Annotated in this window: 16 protein-coding genes and 1 pseudogene; 13 read left to right on the forward strand and 4 right to left on the reverse strand. The window is 41.0% G+C overall.

Features of this window, described 5'->3' with window-relative positions:
* The first annotated feature begins 11 nt into the window (after nucleotides 1-11).
* From ftsE to metK, 6 genes are all read left to right on the forward strand, one after another.
* Nucleotides 12-704 (forward strand): cell division ATP-binding protein FtsE, encoded by a 693-nt coding sequence (gene ftsE / locus HMPREF1518_RS06360; RefSeq protein WP_000022271.1) that lies wholly within the window; start codon nucleotides 12-14, stop codon nucleotides 702-704.
* Nucleotides 697-1,623: a permease-like cell division protein FtsX gene (gene ftsX, locus HMPREF1518_RS06365; RefSeq protein WP_000625557.1), complete on the forward strand. Its 927-nt coding sequence runs from the start codon at nucleotides 697-699 to the stop codon at nucleotides 1,621-1,623. The genes ftsE and ftsX overlap by 8 nt, the downstream gene beginning before the upstream one ends.
* 217 nt (nucleotides 1,624-1,840) lie before the next feature.
* Nucleotides 1,841-4,027, forward strand: coding sequence for a PTS transporter subunit IIBC (locus HMPREF1518_RS06370; protein WP_081730828.1), 2,187 nt, complete (start codon nucleotides 1,841-1,843; stop codon nucleotides 4,025-4,027).
* A 51-nt stretch (nucleotides 4,028-4,078) separates the two neighbouring features.
* Nucleotides 4,079-4,894: an endonuclease/exonuclease/phosphatase family protein gene (locus tag HMPREF1518_RS06375; RefSeq protein ID WP_033584968.1), complete on the forward strand. Its 816-nt coding sequence runs from the start codon at nucleotides 4,079-4,081 to the stop codon at nucleotides 4,892-4,894.
* Between the two features lie 103 nt (nucleotides 4,895-4,997).
* A complete protein-coding gene (locus HMPREF1518_RS06380; RefSeq protein ID WP_033584969.1) occupies nucleotides 4,998-6,341 on the forward strand; it encodes a DEAD/DEAH box helicase in 1,344 nt (447 codons plus the stop codon).
* A 196-nt stretch (nucleotides 6,342-6,537) separates the two neighbouring features.
* On the forward strand, nucleotides 6,538-7,728 hold the full coding sequence (gene metK / locus HMPREF1518_RS06385; RefSeq protein ID WP_033584970.1) for a methionine adenosyltransferase: 1,191 nt from the start codon (nucleotides 6,538-6,540) through the stop codon (nucleotides 7,726-7,728).
* Between the two features lie 71 nt (nucleotides 7,729-7,799).
* On the opposite strand, the gene HMPREF1518_RS06390 is transcribed toward metK, so the two are convergent.
* Nucleotides 7,800-8,099: a DUF1827 family protein gene (locus HMPREF1518_RS06390; RefSeq protein ID WP_000767187.1), complete on the reverse strand. Its 300-nt coding sequence runs from the start codon at nucleotides 8,097-8,099 to the stop codon at nucleotides 7,800-7,802.
* Between the two features lie 58 nt (nucleotides 8,100-8,157).
* Entirely contained in the window at nucleotides 8,158-8,610 is a 453-nt protein-coding gene (locus HMPREF1518_RS06395; protein ID WP_033584972.1) for an NUDIX hydrolase, read from the reverse strand.
* Nucleotides 8,611-8,786: 176 nt separating this feature from the next.
* On the opposite strand from HMPREF1518_RS06395, the gene HMPREF1518_RS06400 reads away from it, so the two are divergent.
* Complete coding sequence (locus HMPREF1518_RS06400; RefSeq protein ID WP_033584973.1) at nucleotides 8,787-9,689, forward strand: helix-turn-helix transcriptional regulator; 903 nt, start codon at nucleotides 8,787-8,789, stop codon at nucleotides 9,687-9,689.
* A gap of 54 nt (nucleotides 9,690-9,743) precedes the next feature.
* Nucleotides 9,744-10,358: pseudogene (locus tag HMPREF1518_RS06405) on the forward strand (GyrI-like domain-containing protein).
* A 42-nt stretch (nucleotides 10,359-10,400) separates the two neighbouring features.
* Here HMPREF1518_RS06405 and HMPREF1518_RS06410 read toward each other — a convergent pair.
* Both HMPREF1518_RS06410 and HMPREF1518_RS06415 read right to left on the reverse strand, forming a co-directional pair.
* On the reverse strand, nucleotides 10,401-12,662 hold the full coding sequence (locus HMPREF1518_RS06410; protein ID WP_033584976.1) for an ATP-dependent Clp protease ATP-binding subunit: 2,262 nt from the start codon (nucleotides 12,660-12,662) through the stop codon (nucleotides 10,401-10,403).
* A 236-nt stretch (nucleotides 12,663-12,898) separates the two neighbouring features.
* Complete coding sequence (locus tag HMPREF1518_RS06415; protein ID WP_033584978.1) at nucleotides 12,899-13,129, reverse strand: DUF1797 family protein; 231 nt, start codon at nucleotides 13,127-13,129, stop codon at nucleotides 12,899-12,901.
* Between the two features lie 191 nt (nucleotides 13,130-13,320).
* Between HMPREF1518_RS06415 and HMPREF1518_RS06420 the strand changes: the two genes are divergently transcribed.
* The 5 genes from HMPREF1518_RS06420 to HMPREF1518_RS06440 all read left to right on the forward strand — a co-directional run bounded on the left by HMPREF1518_RS06420 (nucleotide 13,321) and on the right by HMPREF1518_RS06440 (nucleotide 16,876).
* The gene (locus tag HMPREF1518_RS06420; protein ID WP_002875953.1) at nucleotides 13,321-14,004 is read left to right on the forward strand and encodes an amino acid ABC transporter permease; all 684 of its coding nucleotides are present in this window, start codon (nucleotides 13,321-13,323) and stop codon (nucleotides 14,002-14,004) included.
* Nucleotides 14,004-14,738: an amino acid ABC transporter ATP-binding protein gene (locus HMPREF1518_RS06425; RefSeq protein WP_000140925.1), complete on the forward strand. Its 735-nt coding sequence runs from the start codon at nucleotides 14,004-14,006 to the stop codon at nucleotides 14,736-14,738. Before HMPREF1518_RS06420 ends, HMPREF1518_RS06425 begins: the two co-directional genes overlap by 1 nt.
* A gap of 33 nt (nucleotides 14,739-14,771) precedes the next feature.
* On the forward strand, nucleotides 14,772-15,092 hold the full coding sequence (locus HMPREF1518_RS06430) for a TfoX/Sxy family protein (protein WP_033584980.1): 321 nt from the start codon (nucleotides 14,772-14,774) through the stop codon (nucleotides 15,090-15,092).
* Between the two features lie 148 nt (nucleotides 15,093-15,240).
* The gene (locus tag HMPREF1518_RS06435; protein WP_033584982.1) at nucleotides 15,241-16,098 is read left to right on the forward strand and encodes a bifunctional methylenetetrahydrofolate dehydrogenase/methenyltetrahydrofolate cyclohydrolase; all 858 of its coding nucleotides are present in this window, start codon (nucleotides 15,241-15,243) and stop codon (nucleotides 16,096-16,098) included.
* 4 nt (nucleotides 16,099-16,102) lie between these two features.
* Nucleotides 16,103-16,876 (forward strand): HAD hydrolase family protein, encoded by a 774-nt coding sequence (locus HMPREF1518_RS06440; protein ID WP_033584984.1) that lies wholly within the window; start codon nucleotides 16,103-16,105, stop codon nucleotides 16,874-16,876.
* Nucleotides 16,877-16,909 lie beyond the last annotated feature (33 nt).

Raw genomic sequence — 16,909 nt, forward strand, 5'->3', positions numbered from 1 at the left:
AAGGAACTCATATGTCAATCATTGAAATGAGAGATGTTGTCAAAAAGTATGATAATGGAACGACTGCCCTGCGTGGTGTCTCTGTCACCATTGAACCAGGAGAGTTTGCCTATATCGTAGGACCTTCTGGGGCAGGTAAGTCAACCTTTATTCGAGCTTTATACCGAGAAGTAAAGATCGAAAAAGGAAGCCTATCAGTTGCAGGCTTTAATTTAGTTAAAATTAAGAAGAAAGATATCCCGCTTCTACGTCGTAGTGTTGGGGTTGTCTTTCAAGATTACAAACTCTTGCCTAAGAAAACGGTTTATGAGAATATTGCCTACGCAATGGAAGTTATCGGAGAGAATCGCCGTAACATCAAAAAACGTGTTATGGAAGTGTTGGACCTAGTAGGTTTGAAACACAAGGTTCGTTCTTTCCCGAATGAACTCTCAGGTGGAGAACAGCAACGGATTGCGATTGCCCGTGCGATTGTCAACAATCCTAAAGTATTGATTGCTGATGAACCAACAGGAAACTTGGACCCAGATAATTCGTGGGAAATTATGAATCTGTTGGAACGCATCAATCTTCAAGGTACAACTGTTTTGATGGCGACCCACAACAGCCAGATCGTAAATACCTTGCGCCACCGTGTCATTGCCATTGAAAACGGCCGTGTCGTTCGTGACGAAGCTAAAGGAGAATATGGATACGATGATTAGTAGATTTTTTCGCCATTTATTTGAATCATTAAAGAGTTTAAAACGAAATGGCTGGATGACAGTAGCAGCAGTAAGTTCAGTTATGATTACCTTGACACTCGTTGCCCTGTTTGCATCCGTAATTTTTAATACAGCAAAGCTGGCTACCGATATTGAAAACAACGTTCGTGTTATGGTCTACATTCGTAAGGATGTGGCAGATAACAGTGAAACGATTGAAAAAGAAGGTCAGACAGTTACCAATAATGACTACCACAAGGTCTATGACGCTTTGAAAGCTATGCCTGCTGTAAAAAGTGTTACCTTCTCAAGTAAAGAAGAACAGTATGAAAAATTAACGGAAACCATGGGTGACGATTGGAAGGTCTTTGAAGGGGATGCAAACCCTCTCTATGATGCCTATATCGTCGATACAAATTCTCCAAGTGATGTTAAAACAGTAGCTGAAGAAGCGAAGAAAATTGAGGGAGTATCAGAGGTTCAAGATGGTGGAGCCAACACTCAACGACTTTTTGAACTAGCTTCCTTTATCCGTGTTTGGGGATTGGTTATTGCAGGGCTCTTGATTTTTATTGCAGTCTTCCTCATTTCCAATACCATCCGTATCACCATTATTTCACGTAGTCGTGAGATTCAGATCATGCGTCTTGTAGGAGCGAGAAATGGTTATATCCGTGGCCCATTCTTGCTAGAAGGTGCTTTTATTGGCTTGCTTGGCGCAGCGATTCCTTCGGTTCTTGTATTCTTTGTTTACAATATCGTTTATCAATCGGTCAATAAATCCTTGGTAGGTCAAAACTTATCGATGATTACACCAGATGTGTTTGTCCCTTTGATGACAGTTCTACTATTTGTAATCGGAATTTTCATTGGTTCAATTGGTTCAGGAATTTCGATGCGTCGATTCTTGAAAATCTAATTGGATATAAATGCAAATTGAGATAAAAACAGAAAAACAAAACATTTTTAAAGAGAAGTTTTCGTAAACTTCTCTTTTTCCTTTTAAAAATTAAAAAAAGTAGACAATTTTTTTATAAAAGCCTTTACAAAAAAAAATAAAGTGGTATAATTGAATTATAAATAAGTGCAAACGTTTTCGTAAAACGTTTGCCTAAATAAAAATAAAGGAGATTTGAATGATGAAAGCTACATTCAAAAATGTCTTGTCTTTCGAATTTTGGCAAAAATTCGGTAAGGCTTTGATGGTGGTTATCGCGGTTATGCCGGCTGCTGGTTTGATGATTTCAATCGGTAAGTCACTTCCAATGATTGACCCAAACCTTGCTCCCCTAGTGATTACTGGTGGCGTACTAGAGCAAATTGGTTGGGGGGTTATCGGTAACCTTCATATTTTGTTTGCCCTCGCTATTGGGGGAAGCTGGGCAAAAGAACGTGCAGGTGGTGCATTTGCAGCCGGGCTTGCCTTTATCTTGATTAACCGTATCACAGGTACTATCTTTGGAGTTACAAGTGATATGCTGAAAAACCCTGAGGCTATGGTCACTACTCTCTTTGGAGGCTCAATCAAAGTTTCTGATTACTTCATCAGTGTTCTTGAAGCACCAGCATTGAACATGGGTGTTTTTGTAGGGATTATCTCTGGTTTTGTAGGGGCAACTGCCTTTAACAAATACTACAACTACCGTAAACTTCCTGATGCGCTTTCATTCTTCAATGGGAAACGCTTCGTACCATTCGTTGTCATCCTTCGTTCAGCTATTGCAGCAATTGTACTTGCAGCTTTCTGGCCAGTAGTTCAAACAGGTATCAATAACTTTGGTATTTGGATTGCCAACTCTCAAGAAACTGCTCCAGTTCTCGCACCATTCTTGTATGGTACTTTGGAACGTTTGCTCTTGCCATTTGGTCTTCACCACATGTTGACAATCCCAATGAACTATACAGCTCTTGGTGGAACATACGAAATCCTTACTGGTGCAGCTAAAGGAACTCAAGTATTTGGTCAAGATCCACTTTGGCTTGCTTGGGTAACAGACCTTGTTAACCTTAAAGGTTCAAATGCTGACCAATACCAACACCTTCTTACAACTATCACTCCAGCTCGTTTCAAAGTTGGTCAAATGATCGGTTCATTCGGTATCTTGATGGGTGTCATCGTTGCTATCTACCGCAATGTTGATGCTGACAAGAAACACCAATACAAGGGTATGATGATTGCGACAGCCCTTGCAACATTCTTGACAGGGGTTACTGAACCTATCGAGTATATGTTTATGTTTATCGCAACACCTCTTTACCTAGTGTATGCTCTTGTTCAAGGTGCTGCCTTTGCTATGGCGGATATTGTTCACCTTCGTATGCACTCATTCGGTTCAATTGAATTCTTGACTCGTACTCCGCTAGCTATCAACGCTGGTCTTGGTATGGATATCATTAACTTTATCTGGGTAACTGTCCTCTTTGCAGTCATCATGTACTTCATTGCCAACTTCATGATTAAGAAATTCAACTATGCAACTCCAGGACGTAACGGAAACTATGAAACTGCTGAAGGAGCATCAGAAGATGCAGCTCCAGGAGAAACAAAAGTTGCAGCAGCTTCTCAAGCTGTAAATATCATTAACCTTCTTGGTGGTCGTGCAAACATAGTAGATGTAGATGCATGTATGACTCGTCTTCGTGTAACTGTTAAGGATGCAGATCGTGTTGGTACTGAGGAACAATGGAAAGCTGAAGGAGCTATGGGTCTTGTCATGAAAGGACAAGGTGTCCAAGCTATCTACGGACCAAAAGCTGACGTATTGAAATCTGATATCCAAGATATCCTTGACTCAGGTGAAGTAATTCCTGAAACTCTTCCAAGCCAAATGACAGAAGCTCAAAAGAATACTGTACATTTTAAAGGTGTAACTGAGGAAGTTTACTCAGTAGCTGATGGTCAAGTTATTGCCTTGGAACAAGTGAAGGATCCAGTCTTTGCTCAAAAAATGATGGGTGATGGTTTTGCAGTAGAACCAGCAAATGGAAACATTGTATCTCCAGTTACAGGTACTGTATCAAGTATCTTCCCAACAAAACATGCACTTGGACTTGTTACTGACTCAGGTCTTGAAGTACTTGTTCATATTGGTTTGGATACTGTAAGTCTTGAAGGAAAACCATTTACTGTTCACGTTTCTGAAGGACAAAAAGTGACTGCTGGTGACCTTCTTGTGACAGCTGACTTGGATGCTATCCGTGCAGCAGGTCGTGAAACATCAACAGTGGTTGTCTTTACAAATGGTGATGCTATCAAATCAGTTAAATTAGAGCAAACAGGTTCTCTTGCAGCTAAAACAGCAGTTGCTAAAGTAGAATTGTAATATACTCGAGGTTGGAAGCTGTTTTCCAACCTCTTGTTTTAGGAGAAAAGCATGAAATTTTTAACACTCAATACTCATAGTTGGATGGAAAAAGAAGCAGAGGAAAAATTCCAGCTCTTGCTCCAAGATATTCTTGACAAAGATTATGATTTGATTTGTTTTCAAGAAATCAATCAAGAAATGAGTTCGCCTGAGGTAGAGGTTAACAATCACTATCAAGCTTTACCATCAGCAGAACCTATTCATCAGGACCACTATGTCCGACTTCTGGTTGAAAAATTGGCTGAGAAAGGGAAAAACTACTACTGGACTTGGGCTTACAATCATATCGGCTATGACCGCTACCATGAAGGTGTAGCCATCTTATCCAAAACACCGATTAAGGCGCGTGAGATTTTAGTGTCAGATGTAGATGATCCAACGGACTACCATACTCGCCGTGTTGCCTTGGCGGAGACAGAAGTTGAAGGTAAGGAGCTTGCTCTTGCAAGTGTCCATCTCTCTTGGTGGGATAAAGGTTTCCAAGAAGAATGGGCAAGATTTGAGGCTGTATTAAAAGAGTTGAACAAACCTCTGATTTTAGCAGGTGATTTTAATAATCCAGCTGGTCAGGAAGGCTATCAAGCGATTTTAGCTAGCCCATTAGGATTACAAGATGCATTTGAAATCGCGAAAGAAAGAAGTGGTAGCTATACCGTTCCACCAGAAATTGATGGCTGGAAAGGCAATACCGAACCACTACGAATCGACTATGTCTTTACGACAAAAGACTTAGAAGTGGAAAGTTTGCATGTGGTTTTTGATGGTCAAAATGGTCCACAAGTCAGTGACCACTATGGTTTGAATGCTATTTTAAACTGGAAATAAAAATGAAAGGAAGTAATTCCTTTCATTTTTTGCTTCTCGAACTGGACTACTGAAAATGTTCAAATTATGGTATAATGGTTAGATGAATAGAATCGAGGATAATATGTCATTTACGAAATTTCAGTTTAAAAACTATATAGAAAAGGCATTGGAGGAGTTGAAGTTTACGACTCCTACCGAAGTTCAGGAAAAGTTGATTCCTATTGTCTTGGCGGGTCGTGACTTGGTGGGCGAGTCAAAAACAGGTTCAGGAAAGACTCATACTTTCTTATTACCCATTTTTCAACAATTAGATGAAACTAGCGATAGTGTGCAAGCGGTGATTACTGCACCAAGTCGTGAGTTGGCTACTCAGATCTACCAAGCAGCCCGTCAAATCGCAGCCCACTCAGAAGTAGAAGTTCGTGTGGTTAATTATGTAGGTGGTACGGATAAGGCGCGTCAGATTGAAAAACTTGCCAGCAATCAACCACATATCGTTATTGGAACGCCCGGTCGCATCTATGACTTGGTCAAATCTGGTGATTTAGCTATTCACAAGGCCAAGACCTTTGTAGTTGATGAAGCCGATATGACCTTGGATATGGGATTCTTGGAAACCGTTGATAAGATTGCAGGGAGCCTTCCAAAAGACTTGCAATTCATGGTCTTTTCAGCGACAATTCCACAAAAATTGCAACCGTTCTTGAAAAAATACTTGTCAAATCCTGTCATGGAGAAAATCAAGACTAAAACAGTCATTTCTGATACCATTGATAACTGGTTGATTTCAACCAAGGGCCGCGACAAGAATGCTCAGATTTACCAACTGACTCAGTTGATGCAACCTTATTTGGCAATGATCTTTGTTAACACAAAAACGCGTGCTGATGAATTGCATGCCTACTTGACTGCCCAAGGATTGAAGGTAGCAAAGATTCATGGAGATATTGCCCCTCGTGAACGCAAGCGGATCATGAATCAGGTGAAAAATCTGGATTTTGAGTACATTGTCGCAACGGACTTGGCAGCGCGTGGAATTGACATTGAAGGCGTCAGCCATGTTATCAATGACGCCATTCCGCAAGACTTGTCCTTCTTTGTTCACCGAGTTGGACGTACTGGGCGCAACGGTCTACCTGGTACAGCGATTACCCTTTACCAGCCTAGTGATGACTCGGATATCCGTGAGTTGGAGAAATTAGGGATTAAGTTTACTCCTAAGATGGTCAAAGACGGAGAGTTTCAAGATACCTATGACCGTGATCGTCGTGCCAATCGTGAAAAGAAGCAGGATAAGCTTGATATCGAAATGATTGGCTTGGTCAAAAAGAAAAAGAAAAAAGTTAAACCGGGTTATAAGAAGAAAATCAAATGGGCGGTTGATGAAAAACGCCGCAAAACCAAGCGTGCTGAAAATCGAGCACGTGGGCGTGCAGAGCGGAAAGCCAAACGCCAAACATTTTAAGAACAAAATTGGAGCTGAATGGCTCCTTTTTGTAACTTTGTTTTATAAATTATCGAAAAGAATGCAAAAATGAGTAAAAAGTGGTATAATGATAAGGTTATATAGTCCCGATAAGATGGTAGGCATTCATTACTAGTAGTTTTCCTATCAGTACTTTGTAACTCTATAACAATATTTTTTAAGGGGGGACATTTTTATGTCAGAACGTAAATTATTCACGTCTGAATCTGTATCTGAGGGGCATCCGGATAAGATTGCAGACCAAATTTCAGATGCGATTTTGGATGCTATTTTAGCAAAGGATCCAGATGCGCACGTTGCTGCCGAGACAGCTGTATACACAGGTTCGGTCCATGTTTTTGGTGAAATTTCTACAAATGCTTATGTGGATATCAACCGTGTGGTTCGTGATACCATTGCAGAGATTGGTTATACCAATACAGAGTATGGTTTTTCTGCGGAGACGGTGGGAGTTCATCCGTCGCTTGTTGAGCAGTCACCAGATATCGCCCAAGGAGTTAACGAAGCCTTGGAAGTCCGTGGAAATGCAGATCAAGATCCGCTTGACTTGATTGGTGCTGGTGACCAAGGTCTTATGTTTGGATTTGCGGTGGATGAGACAGAAGAACTCATGCCATTGCCAATCTCACTCAGTCATAAGTTGGTTCGTCGTTTGGCAGAACTTCGTAAGTCTGGTGAAATCAGCTATCTCCGTCCAGATGCTAAATCACAAGTTACGGTTGAGTATGATGAAAATGACCGTCCGGTACGTGTGGATACAGTTGTTATTTCAACTCAGCACGATCCAGAAGCTACTAATGAACAAATCCATCAAGATGTGATTGACAAGGTTATCAAAGAAGTTATTCCAGCTTCTTACTTGGATGAGCAAACAAAATTCTTCATCAATCCGACTGGTCGCTTTGTAATCGGTGGACCTCAAGGAGACTCAGGTTTGACTGGTCGTAAGATCATCGTGGATACCTATGGTGGCTATTCTCGTCATGGTGGCGGTGCCTTCTCTGGTAAGGATGCGACGAAGGTGGACCGTTCAGCCTCTTATGCGGCTCGCTACATTGCCAAGAATATCGTGGCAGCAGGTCTTGCTAAGAAAGTAGAAGTGCAATTGGCCTATGCCATCGGTGTGGCACAGCCTGTTTCTGTTCGTATCGATACTTTTGGTACAGGAACAGTAGCTGAAAGCAAACTTGAAAAAGCAGCGCGTCAAATCTTTGATCTTCGCCCTGCAGGAATTATCCAAATGCTGGATCTTAAACGTCCAATTTACCGTCAAACAGCGGCATATGGTCACATGGGACGTACAGATATTGACCTTCCATGGGAACGTTTGGATAAGGTAGATGCTTTGAAAGAGGCTGTGAAATAAAATTAAAAGATTGGTAGTACACAACTACCAATCTTTTTTGTAAGTGAAGACCAGCTTTTAAGTTGGTCTTCTTATTTTATAGGGATTGAAATCTCAATCAATTTATCCGAATAGAGGGTTTTGATATTGGCTTCATCGATGCTTCCCTTGTCGATTTTACGTTTCAAGAAGAAGTCTTGGATGGTTTCAATTTCGGGTTCACGAATAGCACGGTGTTTGTTGGAAATGAGGATTTCATAGTGAAGCGGGGCTTGTGTGAAAACCACATCTGTATTTCCAGCCGAATAGACCTCGACAAGAGTTGCGTCAGTACTTTCTAATTGGTTTTTAACAAGTTGCGAGTGTGAATTAGTCGTGTTGATAAGCTTCATAACAGTTCCTCCGATTTTCTAACTCTATTATAGCACTTTTTGGATAAAATCGTGTATTTTAGCCAATTCTATGCTGGATTTTCCAAGCTTCTATTCCCCATTTATGGCTACCACGTTTGAGTTTTTCAATTGCTTCATCAATAGGAAACCAAGCAATATGATTAAAATCTTCCAATGGTTTTTGTACTTTTTGGAAAGAAATAGCTTCATAGAGATAAGCTGGATTGTAGTAGTAGGTATCACGGTGGCGAGAGTAGAAATACTCATCAGCTTGCCCATAATAGGTTCCAATCTCAGCTGTAAAGCCAAGTTCTTCGATTAGTTCTCTCTTCAGTGCTTCTTGATGATCTTCGCCTGCTTCAATCTCTCCGCCTGGCAAGAACCAAGCACCATTGGGGGCTTGAACTAGGACAATTTGTTTTTTCTCCGCATCCGGAATAACTGCGTACACACCATAGCGGGACTGGTAGATCACATTCTCTTTTTTTTCACCAAAAGTTGGGTTTGCCATTGCATTTTCCTCATTATCTAGTATCTTTATTATTATCATAATGGACAAGGGGCTAGCTGTCAAGAATAAACCAACGAACTTGTGTAGAAATAGCTACTTTGTCTTGATCAATACTTATCTAGTTAAACTTTCCAACTCTCGTACTATAACTGATATAATAAAAGAGAGGTGATTTTATGGCAGAATCAAGACTATTTCGTATCCTATATCTACTTTTAGAAAAAGGTAGCATAACGGCTCCTGAATTAGCCCGATTATTTGAAGTATCTGTACGAACGATTTATCGCGATATTGAGCGGTTGAGTATGGCGGGAATCCCTCTATATTCAGTACCTGGAAAGGCGGGCGGAATCTTTTTAATGAAGGACTTTGTTCTGGATCGTACTCTCGTATCGGAGGATGAAAAATTAGAACTTCTGTCAGCTTTGCAAGGGATTCAATCCCTGACCGATGATAGGCAAGACCTGTTGCTTGAAAAGTTGGAATCTATTTTTCAAGTTTCTACTAGCCCTTGGATAGAAGTAGTCTTGACTGACTGGAGGAAGCGAGAAGGTCAAAAAGAATTATTTGATAACATCAAACAAGCTATTCTAGAGAAGAGGCGACTGGTGGTCACTTATCTGGGTGGGAGTGGTCAGAAAACGGTTCGTACAGTTGAACCTTTTAAACTCATATTTAAAAAGAGAGATTGGTATCTTCATGCCTACTGTTGTTTGAAAGAAGAGTGGCGTTTTTTCAAATTGTCTAGAATTAGGAACTATCACCTAACAACTGAAACTGTGAAGCAGAAAAATGTGCTGGATTGCGTTGATGGTTCAGATCAAGTGGCACATCAAATCGAAGTTTCCTTGAAGTTTAGCCCCAATCTTGCTTTCCGGGTTTATGAAGATTTTTCAGAAGATGAGATTAGCTTGGGGAAAGATGGATATTATTATGTCAAGACTGTCCTACCTGACCACGAAAGCATGTATACTTACCTCCTGTCTTATTTAGATGGAGTGGAAATACTCGCCCCCAATCATCTGAAGAAGGAATTGCTTTCTAGAGTAGAAAAAATCCAAAAACTTTACAAACCTTGACAAAAGATGTCAGGGTTTTGGTGCTATACTAGAGATAGAAAGGAGAAGAAACAAATGAAATACGAATGGAGAAAAGAAGCAAAAGATCTTTATCAAGTGAAAGCTAGGCCCAGCATCCTGCAGGTACCAGGTCAATTCTATATCGTGATTGATGGTAAAGGTGATCCAAATCAAGAAGATTTTTCAGAACGCGTAGGGGCCTTATATGCCTTAGCCTATGCGATAAAGATGAAGTATAAAAAAGCTCCTCTGGATGATGTTTACACTGATTTTACTGTCTTTCCTTTAGAAGGTGTATGGAGAAAGGAGAAGTAGGGAGAACTGGTAAAAAGTGAGCTTTCTTATAGCATTATGATTGGGCAACCCGATTATATTACGAGAGAACTATTTGAAAAAGCTTTGGAAGAGGTCAAAATCAAGAAGCTAAATCCTCTCTATGAGGCTGTTCGTTTTGAAAAGATAGAAGAAGGCCCAAGCCTTGCTATGCTTCATGTAGGACCTTTTGATACTGAAAATGAGACTTTTGCAGAGATGGAGCATTTTTGTCAACTTCATAAGCTCAAAAGAACTTCGGAAGTCCACCGAGAAATCTATCTCAATAATCTTCATCGAACGGAGCCAAACAAATTAAAAACAATTCTTCGCTATCAAGTTCAAGAAGAGAATTAAAAAAGAACAGGAAACAAGATTTCCTGTTCTTTTTTACGAGTTCTAATCTTCTCTTTCAGAAGTATTCTCTTTGATTTTTTCAGTTTTTTTGGCAGATTTGATTTGAATCTTGCCATTGCTTGTCATAACTGCCTTGAGGTCTTTTTCACTTGGATTTTCAAGGTAGTAGTCAGTGATGGCATCCTCAATATGGTCTTGAATGGTACGGCGGAGTGGGCGTGCCCCCATTTTTGGATCATAACCTAAGTCAACCAATTTTTCCTTGACCTTGTCTGTCGCATCGAGGTGGATATTGTTGCTGGAGAGGCGTTTGTTGACATCCGCTAGCATGAGTTCGACGATTTGGAGAAGGTTGTCCTTGCTGAGAGGTTTAAATTCGATGATGCCATCAAAACGGTTTATAAACTCTGGACTAAAGAAGTTACCGAGTTCACCGAGAACAGAGTTGGTTCGACCTTCACGAGCAGCTCCAAAACCAACGCTGGCTTCGGCCTTACCAGTACCCGCATTTGAGGTCATGATAATGATGGCATCCTTAAAGCTAACTGTACGTCCTTGCCCATCTGTCAAACGACCATCATCCAAGACTTGAAGGAACATGTGCATCACATCTGGGTGGGCTTTTTCAACTTCATCGAGAAGGATGAGAGAGTAGGGATTGCGACGAACCTTTTCAGTCAGTTGACCAGCTTCATCGTAGCCTACATAGCCTGGAGGGGCTCCGACTAATTTAGCCACACTGTGTTTTTCCATGTATTCACTCATATCAAAGCGAATCATGCTGTCAGCAGAACCAAAGAGCTCAATGGCTAGTTGTTTGGAAAGTTCTGTTTTACCGACACCAGTTGGTCCGACAAAGAGGAAGCTTCCGATTGGCCGGTTAGGAGTTCCAAGTCCAACACGATTACGACGGATGGCTTTGGCAATCTTATCGACAGCTTCATCTTGACCAATGACATGAGTTTTGAGGTCGTCTGCTAGATGGATAAGCTGAGATTGTTCCTTTTCTTTGAGTTCTCCAACAGGAATATTGGTTTTCTGCTCAATGATATGCTCAATGGTTTTCTCGCTAATGATAGGAGTATCTTGGTCAGTCACCTTGTTTTTCTGCATTTCCTTGTACTTGGCAATCTGATCGCGGAAATAGGCAGCTTTTTCAAAGTCTTCCTCTCGTGTAGCCTGAGCCTTGAGATTTTCAGCTTCAATTAGACGCTGATCAATCACTTTAGGATCAACAAAGTTTAGCGTCAGATTCATCTTAGAACCAGCTTCATCTAAGAGGTCAATGGCCTTGTCTGGCAAGAAGCGGTCTTGGATGTAGCGGTTGGAAAGATTTGCAGCAGCTTCGATAGCAGCGTCTGTGTACTTGACGTGATGATAGTCTTCGTATTTTTTTTGAACCCCTTTGAGGATGGTAATGGTTTCCTCGACAGTTGGTTCATCTACCTTGACAGGTTGCATACGGCGCTCGAGAGCAGCATCTTTTTCAATGATGCGGTATTCATTGAGAGTAGTGGCACCGACCAGTTGCAATTCACCACGGGCAAGGGCTGGTTTGAGGATATTTCCTGCATCCATATTGCCATCGCCAGCAGATCCAGCGCCAACAATTTCATGGATTTCATCGATAAAGAGGATGATGTCCTCGCGTTTGCGAATTTCTTCCATGAGTTTTTGCATACGTTCCTCAAATTGGCCTCGGATCCCTGTTCCTTGAACTAGGCTAACCACATCCAGACGGATGACCTGCTTGCCTTGGAGTTTATGGGGAACATCACCATCGACAATCTTCTGAGCTAGACCTTCGACAACAGCTGTTTTACCAACACCAGGTTCTCCGATAAGGACAGGGTTGTTCTTGGTTCTTCGGTTGAGGATTTCGATAACTCGGATAATCTCCTCATCTCGACCGATAACAGGGTCAATATCTCCTCGACGAGCTATTTCAGTCACGTTGATACCATACTCCTCTAGGAGTCCTCTTTCTTGGCTAGGAGGAGGTGTTTGAACAGGTCCGCGGTTTTGAGGTCCATAACCACCGTTTCCTCCATATCCCCCACCAGATTGAGTTGGAGGGACGTTATTAGAAGAAGGTTTGAAATTGTTCAAGTCATTGAAAAAGTCGCCGAATGGATCAAAGTCATGATTGTTTAAGTCAGTCATTCCTTTAAAGAGGGTATTATTTGGATCTGTTTTGATAATTTTATAGCAGTTTTGACAAAGATCAATTTGCTTTTGCTGTCCATTGATATTGGTATACAGATGAATTGTTGAGTCGTTTATTTTACAGTTTTGACAGAGCATACATCTACCTCATTTCATTCGTATACTTGGCCTAAGAAAAAGGTCAAGAATAGTCAAAGTTTTATACTCTCATTATAGCATGATTAAGGTGTAAAGCAAGTAAAAAGATTGGGAAGTGGTCGTTTTTAAAAGAAGGATTTATGGAGAATCCAGCGACTTGAAGGTAAGAAAAAATCCCATTTGTGGTGACAAAAAGGATTCTCATTCATCGGGACTTACTGCCCGTTGTTTTTATATTAGTAAAGGAGTTCGTAGATCTCCATTGCAATCAAATCAATGCTATCAAAGGTATAAGTTTCACGAGCTTCTACATCGCGAAGGGTGAAGAGTGATCCGTTTTCTTCGTCGTGGCTGTATGCAACTTCTGCGACAACAACACCTTCACGTTCAAAATTACGTTTTAGATTTCCACCATCTTGTGTCATTGCTTCTAGGCGGTTAATGATTCTAACCAAATGTGATTCCATTTTGATTCTCCTCCATTTCTTATCGTTTCTATTTTACCATAAACAAGAGGTAGTTGACTAGAAAAAAACTGTGATTTCTCTCTATTTCTCCATTCTATCAAGTTAGTTGTTAAAATTAGAGAAAAAGGATTGCATTTTAATTCAATCTATGTTATAATCATACAATCTAATACATAGAAAGTTGATTGAATATGAATTTCTCTTTTTTACCAAAGTATTTACCATATTTTAACTATGGTGCTCTGATTACCGTATTGATTTCCATCTTTGTTGTCTGCTTAGGGACCATTATAGGTGTGTTACTGGCCTTTGCCCAACGTTCACGCTTTAAACCGCTCGTTTGGTTTGCAAATGTGTATGTTTGGATTTTCCGTGGTACTCCAATGATGGTTCAGATTATGATTGCCTTTGCTCTTATGCATATCAATGCTCCGACTATCCAAGTGGGAATTTTAGGAGTTGATCTTTCTCGTTTGATTCCTGGTATTCTGATTATTTCTATGAATAGTGGTGCTTACGTTTCAGAAACTGTTCGTGCGGGGATCAATGCGGTTCCTAAAGGGCAGTTAGAGGCCGCTTACTCTCTTGGTATTCGTCCGAAAAATGCCATGCGTTATGTCATTTTGCCACAAGCTATCAAGAATATTCTTCCAGCTCTGGGAAATGAATTTATCACCATTATCAAGGATAGTTCCCTCTTGTCTGCGATTGGGGTGATGGAGTTGTGGAATGGTGCAACGACAGTAGCGACAACAACTTATTTACCGTTGACTCCCCTTTTATTTGCAGCCTTTTACTATTTGATTATGACCTCTGTTTTGACAGTGGCGTTGAAAGCATTTGAAAAACATATTGGACAAGGAGATAAGAAATAATGACAGAAACCTTGATTAAAATTGAAGAACTACATAAATCTTTTGGGAAAAATGAAGTTTTAAAAGGCATCAATCTTGAGATTAAACGTGGAGAAGTTGTGGTCATTATCGGTCCGTCAGGGAGCGGGAAATCAACTCTCCTTCGTTCGATGAATCTCCTTGAAGAAGCAAGTAAAGGTAAGGTTATCTTTGAAGGAGTTGATATCACAGATAAGAAAAATGACCTTTTTGCCATGCGTGAAAAGATGGGCATGGTATTCCAACAATTCAACCTCTTTCCAAATATGACGGTCATGGAAAACATCACCTTGTCACCAATTAAAACCAAAGGTGAAAGCAAGGAAGTTGCGGAGAAAAGAGCACAGGAACTGTTAGAAAAAGTTGGCTTGCCAGATAAGGCGACGGCTTATCCTCAGAGTTTATCAGGTGGTCAGCAACAACGGATTGCCATTGCACGTGGACTTGCTATGGAACCAGATGTTTTGCTCTTTGATGAGCCGACTTCAGCCCTAGACCCTGAGATGGTTGGAGAAGTTCTAGCTGTTATGCAAGACCTTGCCAAGTCAGGGATGACTATGGTGATTGTGACTCATGAAATGGGTTTTGCGCGTGAGGTAGCAGACCGTGTTATCTTTATGGCGGATGGAGTTGTTGTCGAAGATGGAACACCAGAGGAGATTTTCGATCAAACAAAAGAACAACGGACCAAGGAATTTTTGAGTAAGGTTTTGTAATACCTCATTTTTAGAAGAAATGGAGTAGGCATTATGGCTTCCAGTAAAGAATATTTAGATTTTATTCTTGAACAGCTATCGGAGTTAGAGGAGATGAGTTATCGTCCAATGATGGGAGAGTATATCCTTTATTATCGTGGGAAGATTATTTGGGGAATCTATGATAATCGTTTGTTACTGAAGCCTGTGAAGGTGGTCTTGGATCAACTGGGGCAGACTAGGCTTGAACGTCCTTATGAAGGAGCTAAGGAGATGATTTTGATAGAAGACATTGAAGATAAGTCATGTCTAATCAGATTAATCAAGGAGATGTATGAAGTCTTACCGGCTCCAAAAGTCAAAAAGAAAGCCTGACAAGTTTACTTAGTATAAATAAGCATAAAAGCTCGATAAGGGCTTTTTCTTATAATTTCAGACTATAAGGTCCATTAGGCAAGAAGTGTTAGAATGGCGAGTTATTTTTTGATATAATAGAGGATATTTGATAGAAAAGAGAAGAGATATGGCACAGATTATTGATGGGAAGGCTCTTGCAGCTAAGTTACAAGGACAGTTGGCTGAAAAGACGGCTAAACTAAAAGAAGAAACAGGTCTAGTTCCAGGATTGGTAGTGATTTTGGTGGGAGACAATCCTGCCAGCCAAGTCTACGTTCGCAATAAGGAACGGTCAGCTCTCGCTGCTGGCTTCGGTAGTGAAGTAGTGCGAGTTCCAGAGACCATTACCCAAGCGGAATTGTTAGACTTGATTGCCAAATACAATCAAGATCCAGCTTGGCATGGGATTTTAGTTCAATTACCTTTGCCAAAACATATTGACGAAGAGGCAGTTTTATTAGCCATTGATCCCGAAAAAGACGTGGATGGTTTCCATCCGCTAAATATGGGGCGTCTTTGGTCTGGTCATCCAGTTATGATTCCTTCGACACCTGCAGGAATTATGGAAATGTTTCATGAGTATGGGATTGACTTGGAAGGTAAAAATGCGGTTGTTATTGGTCGCTCAAATATCGTTGGGAAACCAATGGCTCAGCTTCTTTTGGCTAAGAATGCGACTGTGACTTTGACCCACTCACGCACCCATCATCTTGCCAAGGTGGCTGCTAAGGCGGATATTCTTGTCGTAGCTATCGGTCGCGCTAAGTTTGTGACTGCTGACTTTGTCAAACCAGGAGCGGTTGTCATTGACGTTGGGATGAACCGAGATGAAAATGGCAAGCTTTGTGGAGATGTTGACTATGATGCGGTTGCCCCACTTGCCAGTCACATCACACCTGTACCGGGTGGAGTTGGACCTATGACTATTACCATGCTAATGGAGCAAACCTATCAGGCAGCGCTTCGAACACTAAACAAGGACTAGGAAGATGAAATTCGTATTTGACCTGGATGGAACGCTATCTTTTGACTACATGACCATTGATGAGGAGATTAAGCAGGTTCTTTTAAAGGCTGAAGATTATGGGCATGAGCTTGTGTTTGCCTCAGCCCGCTCTTATCGGGATTGCTTGGGTTTATTAGGTTCTGAACTCAGTCAGCGCTTGGTCATAGGGTTGAATGGTGGCGTAGCCTATCATTTGGGGAAGGCTATCTTCGAAAGGAATCTCGATGCTAGAGTTTATCATGCGCTAGTTGATTATTGCCAGACTTATAATCTCCCTTTCTTTGTAGATGATTGCTTTGACTATAGTGGTCAGATTGTAGAGAAGATTCCATTTTTCTCCAGTGTGGATCCCCTAAAGGTAGCTCGTCATCAGAAACTCGAGGGCTTGGGTACTCCGATTAAGGTAGTTGTTTATATGGGCGACCACGAGGAGTTGCTTGATGATCTGCTAGGTCAGTTAGAAAGACTGGGGCAGGCTCATCTCTCCTATCATGCGCATGAAAAGTGCCTTTATGTCAACCCCTTGGATACTCATAAGGCGACAACTGTTGAAAAGTTATGCGGGGAGAACTTCATCGCTTTTGGAAATGACCAAAACGATATTGAACTATTTAAAACGTCTCTCTATTCTGTCCAGATAGGAGATTTTGCTGGCCTTACTCCATATGCAGATGACACATTAGAGCTAAAAGGAGAACCTTCTCCAGCAGTGGCAGCTAAAATCTTACAGACCTTTGCGGAATTTAAGGGAAAATAGATAGAAGGAGGTTTGCCCCTCCTTTTGTAGTAT

It is taken from the genome of Streptococcus sp. SR1, from assembly GCF_000526075.1.
GTDB lineage: Bacteria > Bacillota > Bacilli > Lactobacillales > Streptococcaceae > Streptococcus > Streptococcus halitosis.